This window comes from Burkholderia sp. b14 (assembly GCF_900156195.1).
Lineage (GTDB): Bacteria > Pseudomonadota > Gammaproteobacteria > Burkholderiales > Burkholderiaceae > Mycetohabitans.
In genome coordinates, this window is record NZ_FTPJ01000003.1 from 627,117 (window position 1) to 638,812 (window position 11,696).

Sequence of the window (11,696 nt, forward strand, 5' to 3'; positions counted from 1 at the left end):
GCACAGCAATCATGTCCGGGCGATGCCGCTGGTTGCTCTGCTAGCTGTCATCCGTCAAGCCGTGTCTGTCACTTCACGCCCTTGCAGCCAAACTAGGGCAACTTCCGCTGCGACTTGAGTCCGTGTCTAAATATAGAGTGGCGGTGCGATTCAAATCATGGCTGGTTGTTCGCCTGCAGCTAGCGTTGTCGCCAGTTGAGGCTCCTGTACCATCCACAGGCTATCGTCATCGGCCAACGCCGCGAGTAACCGGCAGTAGTCAGCAAACATCGCCTCGACCTTTGCTGGCGCTAAGCAGTCGGCCGCGAGATCCCAGTGGATCAACAACACGTCTTGATGCTCAATGCTGAGATTGTCCAACGCCACCCCATGCGTGCGACTCGCGCTCTTGGCCAACCTCGTTCCGGCTGGTAGCTCCAATGGCCCTTGCGGATTGAGCCGGGTAAAAACTACCGGAAAATTCAGCTTCCGCGGTCGGTGCTTATCCGTTGCCACCTTACGCAGCGCCTGCAAGCCGCTGATTGCGCCGTGGCGTTGATCTTCAGTGAAGATCCGTTCACAACGCCGAACCCGCTCAATGAAAGTCATCGGTTCGTCGTTAAAGTCGATCCAACTCAAAGTCGTGAAGTCACCGACCAGCGCGTTGATCTCAGCGTGTACCGCAGGCCTGTGCCAGCCTGGCGCCACCAAAGTAAAAGCCTGCTTGCTGCTATGCTCGGCAATACTCCATGCATAGGCAGAAATCAGTAGCGCGTCCGCTGAAATGCCGGCCTGCGCGATGCGGTGACGTAGCGCCGGCCAGCAATCAAGGCGGTGCTCGTAGCCTAGATACCGACCCTGGGCATGCTTGTCGTTCACCACCGGCCCCTGCGGCAGCAGACGGAATTTTTCTTGCCAATACGCAGCGGCGTTTTGCGCTGCTGGCGAACGCCTGTATTGTCCAAGCGCTTTAATATAACCACCAAAATTAATTGACAACGGTGCCGGCGGACGACCGTAGTAGAGGTCCAGCAACTGGCGAATCAACAGATCCCGACTGGGAAGGTCGGCAATCAGCAGGTCCACCGATAAATGCACCAGGCTGCACCGCCCGTCCAGCGGGCTGACTCGCAATTCGGCGTAGGGCCAATCCCCCAGCGCTGTTACCCGACCGAGCATCTCATCGGCGATCTGAGCCACATCAACGCCTTGCTCGCTCAGTTCGAGTTGCAGTGGTGGCGCCGCTTCCATGAACTGCTGGGTTCCGCTGGACAGAATCCGGGCGCGCAGCATCGGATGGTGAACTACCAATTGCCGCCAAGCCTGCTCCAACCGACTGATTTCAATATCCTCTATAGCCACTGCCATATAGAGGTGCGAGCTGCTTTGCTTGGGATAAAGCGAGCGGCTAAACGCATACGCCTGCTGTTGATCAGTCAACGCAAACGGCGTTTTCGGCGGCTCGCCCGACGCCAAAATAAAGGGCCCCGTATGCCCGGTGGTAGGAACAGGTAAAGGGTGCTCAGCGACCGCTAGTCGCCCCACCAACTCACCCGTTTTTACAGCTTGCCAGTCGACATCGTCGTCTGCCAACTTGTGCAGCAAATGGCAGTAGTCAGAAAACAACTGGTCAATCATGCCGTCCGGATAGCAGTCGATGGCGACGTCCCAGCTGAAACTCAGCGCACCACCACGCTCTCGCAGTTGATGATCGAGGTTGATCTGCGGCGTTTGCGTGACACAGTAGTGCTGTGCGTCACCAAAACTGTCCGCGCTTCCAATCACTGGGTTGTTGAGCATCGACGTAAATACCACTTCGCCGCCGCTAAAATGCAGCTGTTTGCCACTGCGGCGCCGGGCTTCCCGCAACGCGGCAACACCGCTAACGCTGATATGGTCAATGTCCTCGAGCAATTGGCGCTGAACCCGCTGCGCCAATTCAGCCAGGGTTTCTTCCGCCGCGCCGGCAAAGGCAAAAAAATGGGTCGAGATGAACGGTCCAACCAAATAATCCACCGCTGGATGTATAGGGAACCGGTTATAGAATGTGGAGATCAACGAAAATGCTTTGCCCGCATTGGCCTGCCTAAGCGTTAAGCCGAACAAGGTCAGCAGCAATGCTGTACCTGAGATTTGCAAAGCATCGCTCTGCTGTTTCAATCGCAGCCAGCGGCTTGGCTCCAGCGTCGAGGCCAGTCGTCTTCGCTGACGGCCAGCTGGCCGCTGTGCCTTGGGCAAGCACAAGCCTGGCGGCATCTGCGCCAGCTTGTCAACCCAGTATTGCAAATCACGCTGGTAGCGTGGAGACTGTTTGAAAGCTTCCAGCGACAACTGGTAGTCCCGGAACGACAAGCCGTGATCTGGCAGCTGCGCAGCGGGGTCCCGATAAAGCATCAACCACTGTTGCAACAGTAAGTCCAAAGAAGTGGCGTCCACCACTAACTCGTCGATACTCAAGTGTACCCGGCTGCGCTGTTGATCCAGCAGCGAAACGCGGATCTCAAAAAGCGGCTCCTGCCCCGGTAGGTAGACGTTGTGAGACATCGACGCACGAATGGCTGCCAACGCCAACTCGCGGCCGGCCGTGTCGATTCGTCGCAAATCCCGTGCTTTGATGCGATAAGAAGCCGATTCGCGGATTTGCTGGCGACCATCATCGAGCAGCTTGACTCGCAACATTTCATGTCGGCTCATCAAGCGATTCCAAGCCTGGTTAAGCCTGTAGACTTCGAGATCCGGCCAGTCGAATTCCAAATAGATATGGCAGCCTACCCGCTCAGTCTCGGCCAGTAGCTTGCGCCCTGACAGAAAAGATTGTTGGATATCGTTGAGTGCAAAAGGCTGCCACTGATCGGTGGGTGCCATTTGCAACTGAGGCACCGGATGATTGTCACCCTGTCCCGCTAGTGCTGCCAGATGGGTTTCCACCTCACCAAGGCTTAGATAGGGGCTCAATTGCGCTAACGATACCGATAGCTGCAATTGCTGCTCCAGTTTGGCTTTAAGACCGACTGCGGCCAGCGAGTTGAGGCCAAGGCTGGCCAGGCTACGCGATTCACCGCCTTCAAGCGCGGCTGGCTCGCATCCGAGTAGCTCAGCCAGTATTTGCCGAAAGCCTTGCGGTTGCGCCACACCTTCGCTTTTCTGACAAGCTGCAACAGCCTGCCGCGGCGGCAGCCAATGACGCACCTTGGCAAAGACATAGCCGGGCAGACGGATGCGCCGCACCTCACCGGGACGCGACAACTTGAGCCAGTCTAGCTCAACGCCTTGCCGCCAGTAACCGGCCAGCACTTGCAAATCGCAACGGGCCAAGGCCCGGTCCACCTCGTCGCCGATTCCAGCTTGCAACGGACCGATCGCCACCGTGTCCGCATCGAGCATCGTGATTGCATTCATCGGCGCACGATTGAGTGCGTCGAGCTGCTGTTGTAGCGACGCAATGCTGTCAACCACGCACGTCCAGCGGCATGCCATCGCAGTGCGACCCACTTGCAATGTATAAGCGATGTCAGCCAAGCACAGATTGGGCCGTTGGGCAATATAGCGGCTTAGCCGCGCCGCCTGCTCGGCCAACTGCGCCGCATCACGTGACGACAACAGGATTAACTGAGGCCCGACGTCATCCTGTATCGTACGCTGCGGTGCAATGTACTCCTCCACGACTAAGTGGGCATTGACGCCGCCGAAGCCGTAACTATTGATACTCGCTCGCCGCGGCAACGCCACGCCGTTCGCGTCCTTTAGCGCTGGCCATGGGTGGCTGTCGGCCTGCAGCCGCAATTGGCGCGGATCCAGCGTGATCGCGGGATTCAGTTGTGTATATCCCGGAATCCCTGGTAACTGCCGCTGCGCCACAGCATCGATCACTTTGAACAACGCCGCCATGCCAAAAGCCAGTTCACAATGACCGATCACCGGCTTCAAAGTACTCACTGTCCAAGGAACATCGTGGTCATCGTCGCTCAACTCCGCCCGGGCTGCCTGGATAGCGGCGATCTCTATTGCATCGCCGAGCAACGAGCCGACGCCGTGCGCTTCCACGTAACTGACGCTGTTCGGCTCCACGTTGGCTCTGCGATAGGCGGCAACGATTGCCGCTTTCATGCTGTCTTGATTGGGCGCGGTCAGCGAAGCCCCTCTCCCGCCGTGGCAAACGCCGCTACCCTTGAGCTTTAAATAAATGTGATCGCCATCCCGCTCAGCGTCTGCCAATGGCTTGAGCAACAGTACGCCAACGCCTTCAGAACGCACATAGCCATCGGCTCCCGCTTGGAATGAGCGCGTTTGACCATGCGCGCTGAGGAAATCCATCAACCGATACCCTGCCGTTTCGTCAGGCGACAACAATAGGTTGACTGCGCCAATCAACGCTTGCCGACACTCGCCGGCCCTGATCGCCTGCATCGCTCGATGTAACGCCACCAATGCCGATGAACAGGCCGTGTTGCAATATTCGCTCGGTCCGCATAGATCTAGGAGGTAAGAAACCCGGTTCGCATACATGCACGCAGACGAAGACGTCAGCAGGAACGGGCTATCTTTGGGGATTTCAACGACGCCGCGATATTCACTCGGTGCGGCAGCAATAAATACACCGGTGGCGCTACGGGCTAGCTGCGCCGCTGGAATGCCGGCATCTTCAAGCGCCAGCCAAGCATGTTGCAATAGCAGCCGCTGCTGGGGGTCCATTAGCGCCGCTTCCGCCGCCGACACGCCAAAAAATGAGTGATCAAAGCAATCAATATCGTCGATATAGCCGCCTAGAGAGCCTGCATTGGCGCGCCCGGCCGGCGCCTCACGTATCTGACTGACGCCGCTGCGTACCGCCGCCCAAAAATCCTCCAGTTCCCCGCCGGGGAAACAACCGCTGATGCCGATGATCGCAAAGTCATCGTGGTCTTCGATTGACGTGGATGGCGTTTTTTGCGGTGACGTGTTGGTGGGTTTGGGGTGGAGTACGTTGCTGCCACTCGATGACGGCGCCGGCCCTTCCAAACGCTCTTTTAGTGCCGCAACTATCTTGTCGATGCTGTTATGGCGGAAGAAAAATGTCGGCTCCAGCGTGAGCCCAAACATCGGTCCCAGTTGTTCACCCAGCGCGAGAAGATCAGCTGAGTCGAGTCCCAGCTCCATCAAGCTGTGGCGCGGCGACAGCCGACTGTCTTCCGGTTGACCCAAGCACCGGTTGACGCCGTGACGCACGGCGTCATCGATGGATACCGTCGGCAACGCCACCGGCGCTGTGGTCAGCTGTAGCGCTTGACGCTGGCGGCTAGCCAGATCGTAATGCACCAGCACGCCGTAACCCGAGTTGTCGTGATCAGCCGGACGATAACCTGCCACCAGCCGCTCGATCCGTGCGCCGTGAAGCTCGTGAAAACGCAGTACCGGATCCAGCAGGATGCCTCGCTCATCACGACTGTGGATATAGTCACCCAAAGGAATGGGCTGATGCTTTGGATAGTCCTTGCAGCGGGTCACACCCACCACGGTATCCACACCGTTGAGCACAGTGCAGTATTGCAGCATGAACTCCAGCAACTGATCGCCGTACCCGCTGTACTGATGAGCTGGCAAGATGTTTAGGCTTTGGATCTGGACTATGCTGCCTTCGGTATGATAAAGCTGATCAACGGTCGCGAAATTGACGCCGAAAAGGCCATCGATTTTCGTGATCCGCTGTGAATAAATCACACCAACGACCTCGCCATCGAGCTCCAGCGCTAACTGTCCAGCGGACCACTGACTCAGCCGGCGACGCAGGATCGGCTCGTCAACCCTTGCGCCTTCCGGCCAACAAGCCTTTTCCAGCTTCAACAGTGCAGGCAGGTCATCGACGGTCGCATAGCGAATACGATATTCTCTGGTCTGATAGCAACCCAGGGTCGCATCGCAATCGGCCCGATCCCGAGGCAACTTGTGCAACATTCCTGGATTTGCAAACAACCCGGCACCAGCCAACGCCATCAAGTAGTGGGCCGCTTCAACACCGTAATGGTAAGCAAAGCGATCGGCCAGGGCGCCACCAGGGCGCCAGTGGCTTTCGCTAAGGACTACCAAATGGCTGCTCGCTAAAGCAGCCAGACAGTCAAATTGGGCTTGCAGGCTGCCCATCACGCTGGCGCCATCCGCCGCCAAGCCGTTGGCGCGAATGTAAAAGCGTTGTGGCACCCGTTGCGATGGCGGCACCGGCGTAGTCCCCGGTTCTTCGAGATTTTGCTGGCCAACACCTAGCCACAGCACTCGCTCACTCGCCCCGACTCCAGCGTCTTCAAGGCGTCGTCTAAGCGCAGCCAGATCGCCCCACACGGCGTCATCCAGCACTAGCAACCGTAGTGGCAAGCTATCCAGCACCTTGCCTCGGGCAGTATGCTGGCGAATCCATTGCCACACGTCATCCAGTGAACGATTGGAACGGCGGCCGAATTCAACGATCCAGTCTGGTTGCGTAGCCAACGGCTGCTCATCGAAGATCGTGCTCAACAGCTGTTCAAGCGCTGGCAGGTCGCCGCGCCAAATTTGCCGCTCACCCGCCTCCTTTAGCCACCGCGATGATGCCACCCATCGCTCCCCCTTACCAAACAAGACATCATCGAGAGTCGAAGGTAAGCTAGCGCAGTAAGCAAGAAACGGCTCACTCAACCACTCAGACAATCGCTGCCGCCGCGTTGGGTTGAGCGTCAGCCCCTGCTCACCGCTGCTTTGAATCCATTGTCGGGTGAGCATGAAATCGGTCAGCTGATGCACCAACTTTGGGCTGATTCGGCCGCTGTCAATATGCTGTGGTGCCACCCGTCCGGTGCTGTGATCAATCGCGTCGCCCAATGCCATCCGACGCAATAGCACCAACGCCAACAAATCGTCGAGGCTGCGAATCAGTGCAGGGCACTGCAAATTCCAGTCCAACGCCGACAGCGACAGCCAGCACGACAGCTGCGATAAATCTTCTTTGACGGGTTCACGCTCAGGCGCTAGCCACGCAAAAAGTTCATCGATCCGGTCCGGCAGGGCTTGGGCAGCATACGCCCGATTGAGAAAAAAATACTCGTCGTCGCTTGACTGGCTCAGCCAGCCAAACGCCTTGAGGCCATCAAACGCAACCCGTAATGGACCAACATTGACGGACGTCGTCGGAACAAATTGTTCAAATTCAAACGGTTGGCCGATCCCACGGCGGGAGATCAGCCGACGATTTTCGAGACTAAGAACGATAGAAAGAAAAAACAGATGATCGGTAAAAGTGACCATCATCAAAATTTCCATAGCAAGGGTTTATTTGTTAGCGAAAACATAGCCGAAAAGCCATATTGGTTCAATGGTTTTTTGAAAGAACAACGATACGCCGTTGACACGCCCAGATAATTCAATACTTAAATAAATTGTCGTTTAGAAAAAGGTTGATCGAACTTCGATAGAAGTTTTGCTCATTTACGGTAAATAGTGTATAAGCCAGACCGCATCACACCTGACTTCGAGTCGTAAGCGCTGCGTATGCGCGGCACTGACTATGTCGGCAAAGTCAAGCGATAGCACCTGTTCCCAGCAGTGCGCGAACTCGCTCCTCATCGCCGACTACGATTTCCCGTATGTAGCACCATCGTATTCGGCAACGCTCACACTAACGCTTTACATAACATCGTTTACGGTCGCGCGGTATGAACGATCGTATCGCCACGACAACCACATCGGTATACTTAGATACCCCAATACGGTTTACACGCCAATAGCGCGACACTGTGACACGCGTTGCCAACAATCGTGCGCATCGCAGAAGGCCGCCGTTTTCTTGGAAACATCGCGCGTTGCGTCAAGTGAGTGCCGAGCACGAGCTGGCGAAACACAAAGCTTAACGTGTAGGCCGGCAATGGTTTGCAGCGACGAATGTACACACGGCATGCAAATTGTGCAGGACCGCAAAATGAGTTTTGGCTAGAATATCGTTCTCTGCACCCTCCACATCCTAGGACAAATATATGCCGTACCTCTGCGAAGGACAGAAAACTTCCGTTGTTTTTATGTTTCCAGGCCAAGGTTGCCAGTTCTACCAGATGGGACGGGAGCTCTATCAAAACAATTTGGTGTTCCACCGCTGGATGAACGAACTTGATGCGCTCATTCGCGTCGAGCTCGGGCATTCATTAATTGCCGAAATTTACGATGCTAATAACGCACGTTCTAAGACGTTCGATGATCTTCGCATTAGCCATCCAGCCATCTTCATGGTGGAGTACGCACTTGGCAAAACGCTGATCGAGCAGCAGATCAAGCCTGACTACCTACTGGGCACCAGTCTCGGAGAACTGGCCGCCGCCGCCCTCGCCGATGCACTGCCATTGTCCGACGCGATTCGTTTCGTGACCCGCCAGGGCCAGCTATTTCACCGTCGTCAAACTTCGGCCACTGAAGGTGCGATGCTGGCGATTCTCTGCGATGAGTCGCTCTACCATCAAACGCCGCTACTTCATGATCATTGCGATATTGCAGCCTATAACGCTAAATCGCTGATCGTCATCGCCGGTCAATCCGCGCGGATTGCAGACGCTGAACGCTACCTCAGCAGTCAAGATATCGTGTTCCAACGCCTGCCAGTCAAACAGGCTTTCCATTCCCGCCATATCGATTTCCTTAAACCGGAGGTCGATGCGCTAGCCAGTGAACTGCGCTTACGGCGCACGCAGATCCCGGTGATCTCCTGCCACAACACCGAGACCTTGGATCAACTCACGACCGATCACTTTTGGCAGACCATCCGAGAACCGATTCACTTTTCTCAAACACTGGCGCGGATCGAGCGAGAAGCCGCCGAGCGCGGTGAGTCAATGATCTACTTGGATCTCGGCCCCAGTGGCACGCTAGCCAATCTAATCAAACAAAATATCCGTGACCGTCAGGCGCCACAGACTTTTGCTGTGCTCAGCCCGTTCGGCCGTGACCTTGAAAAGTTTGATGAAACGCTGGCGCTCGGGCGCACGCTACAACCGCTACCAGCAAGTGCGACTGCACCATCACCACAAACGCCCCAACAAATGCAGCCATTTGCGCGGCCTGCGTCGCAGCAAGTTCAGCAACCAGCCCACGTGGCACAGCAGCCGTCGACGCGGCCAGCGACTAGCCCGAAGCGCGTCTACGTCTTTCCTGGCCAGGGATCGCAACGCGTCGGCATGGGAGCGGAACTGTTCGAGCAGTTTCCCGATCACGTTGCCCAGGCCGATGAAATCCTTGGCTATTCGCTAAGAACACTTTGTTTGGAAGACCCAGATCGCCAGCTGTCCCATACTCAATATACGCAGCCAGCGCTTTACACTGTCAGCGCCCTAGCGTTCCTAAGCAAGCAGCAACAACATCCTCGTCAACCAGATTACCTTGCCGGCCATAGCTTAGGCGAGTACTGCGCATTATTTGCCGCTGGGGCCTTCTCGTTCGAAACTGGCCTGAAACTGGTCAAGAAACGTGGCGAATTGATGGCGCGCGCCACCGGCGGGAGCATGGCCGCGGTCATCGGTCCCTCTCCAACAGAAATCAATTCGCTACTATCTCAGCATGGTTTGAATGCTCTGGATGTGGCCAACTACAACTCGCCGACCCAAGTTGTCCTTGCCGGCCCCGTTGAAGCCCTTAGCCAAGCCAAAGAGATCTTCCAGGCGTTGAAAATTACAGTTATTCCGTTGTCAGTCAGCGCTCCGTTTCATTCCCGTTATATGCAAGGCGCGATGGAGGAGTTTAGCAAATATCTGAAGCAGTTTAGCTATTCTCCGCTGCAAATACCCGTGATATCCAATATTCATGCTGCTCCCTACCGAGATAATGAACTGATTGACAACCTCACCCGACAGATCTGCGGATCCGTGCGGTGGGTTGATACCGTTCAGTATTTGATTCGCCAAGGGGAGTGCGAGTTCGAAGAACTCGGGCCAGGGAATGTGTTGACTAAATTAATCAACAGTATCCGAGCCGCGGAGACTACTGTCTAAAACAAAGCCGCTGGTTGCACACGCCGCTTTAATCGCGGCGTGTGCCTACGGTTGTCTTTTTACAGTGAGGAAAACAATAATGGCGCTGCGCAATTATTTGAACCGCGCCATCACAAGCATGGTGAATCATGTGGGCTGAAATTTACAGGGCCAGCGCACACCCAATGCCATAAGAATTGTCTAAGCTCAGACTTAAAACATTAAGCAGCTTTTTTAAGACGCCAAAATTTGTACGCTAGGTGACCATTTTTATAAGCCTTCAGGCCACTATCGTCAAAGAAGTGAAACATAGTGTCGAATGCATGATACACATCGGGCGGTAGAAGACCATGCTGCTGCTTCTTTTCACTCACCAATGCCTTGAGCACATGCTTTAGGTGACCTTGCTCGCTTTCAAAAGCCCTAGCCACTCCTTTAGAAATATCAATATGGTCCTCTACAACGAATTGGGCGTTGGCAATCATTGCCTGATGCTGCCCCAACACGTTATTGAAAAAATCAACGCCGATTTTATCCTGCTCGGACAACACATCATGATTGTCGCCCTTCATGGTATCGGCATAAAAAAACAAGCCTTCTTTTTTCAGCACCCGTCGCACTTCTTCACCAAACCTATTCATGTCTGGATAACAGTGAGACGACTCGATGTTGACTACCACGTCGAATTCTTCATCGGCAAAGGGTAAGTTCGTCGCATCACCGCCAATAAAAGACAACCCGTCTAGACGATGCACCTGATTGCAAAACTCAATATGCGCTGGGCAGAAGTCCAGCCCGGTTACTGATGCGGCGCCAGCATATCTGGCAAGATAAGAACAATTTCCTCCTCTCCCAGAACCCACTTCAAGGACCTTTTTACCACGCAAATCAGCATCGCCTAAAATGGTTCGGATTAAGTTAACCGAACATTTCTGCTCAAGGTCCTCCTCTTTGATCCAGTCAAAGTTGCTGCGATCGTCCAGATAACCGTAGTTCAGAAAAGTTAGGCGGTCATCGGGAAACATCCGAGTCATCATGTCATACCATTGGCTGATCGGCGATACGTCTTTTTCTAATGAAGCTTCCATTTTTACCTCGTTTTTGACATAACTATTGAATTCTTATCATAACCCAATGAGCAAAAACGTTCCAGCTAGATTATTTGGCTTGCGCAGCCAGTTGCTCACGGCAACAAGCGTGTGTGGCGCGCTTGGACTGCAGACGTTTGCATAGGCGCTCAATAGCCCGCCTGCTCTGTGCCGAACTTGCCCAGCAGTCCGATCTCGCCCAAGCCGACCGCCTATGTGAGTGTGGCCGATTTGTTGTGGACGGCCCAACTCACTTACAGCGTGCTCGCATGTTCTATGCGGCGCTAACGCAAAATCATTTCAAAGATACGGCGTTGGTTTGCATCATCAGCTTGCGCATGCCAAAGGCCGAAACAAAGAAGTGGATATGCGCGATATCGCATCCATGCCTGCCGAGCTGTCCCAGCCGGTTTTCGATCAGGCTGCCCGGCGGCACAACGTATCTTTTCAGCACGACACTACGGAAGCTGTAGCGGCCATTGGCACCGGTTACGATCGAACGCCGCCGAGTTGGGTACCGATTGCAATTTGTCGAATGATGAGCTGTTGCACCAATGATTGGCATACCATATTTTTAAGACCACATTGGGCACCTGCCGACCGTCAACGACGACGCGTCCGTGCATCACGATGCGGGTCACTTGGCTCGTGATCTGCTTTAGGAATTCTGGACCGA

4 protein-coding genes are annotated in these 11,696 nt (G+C 55.0%); 1 reads left to right on the forward strand and 3 read right to left on the reverse strand.

Going from position 1 to position 11,696, the window contains the following annotated elements; all coding sequences use genetic code 11:
* Nucleotides 1-150 precede the first annotated feature (150 nt).
* A complete protein-coding gene (locus B0B13_RS07295; RefSeq protein ID WP_237573873.1) occupies nucleotides 151-7,233 on the reverse strand; it encodes a beta-ketoacyl synthase N-terminal-like domain-containing protein in 7,083 nt (2,360 codons plus the stop codon).
* A 722-nt stretch (nucleotides 7,234-7,955) separates the two neighbouring features.
* Between B0B13_RS07295 and fabD the strand changes: the two genes are divergently transcribed.
* Nucleotides 7,956-9,953, forward strand: a complete 1,998-nt coding sequence (fabD, locus tag B0B13_RS07300; protein WP_076795386.1) for an ACP S-malonyltransferase — start codon at nucleotides 7,956-7,958, stop codon at nucleotides 9,951-9,953.
* Between the two features lie 200 nt (nucleotides 9,954-10,153).
* Here the strand turns inward: fabD and B0B13_RS07305 are convergent, their stop codons facing one another.
* On the reverse strand, nucleotides 10,154-11,020 hold the full coding sequence (locus tag B0B13_RS07305) for a class I SAM-dependent methyltransferase (RefSeq protein WP_076795389.1): 867 nt from the start codon (nucleotides 11,018-11,020) through the stop codon (nucleotides 10,154-10,156).
* A gap of 295 nt (nucleotides 11,021-11,315) precedes the next feature.
* A complete protein-coding gene (locus B0B13_RS07310; protein ID WP_076795391.1) occupies nucleotides 11,316-11,585 on the reverse strand; it encodes a dioxygenase family protein in 270 nt (89 codons plus the stop codon).
* Nucleotides 11,586-11,696 lie beyond the last annotated feature (111 nt).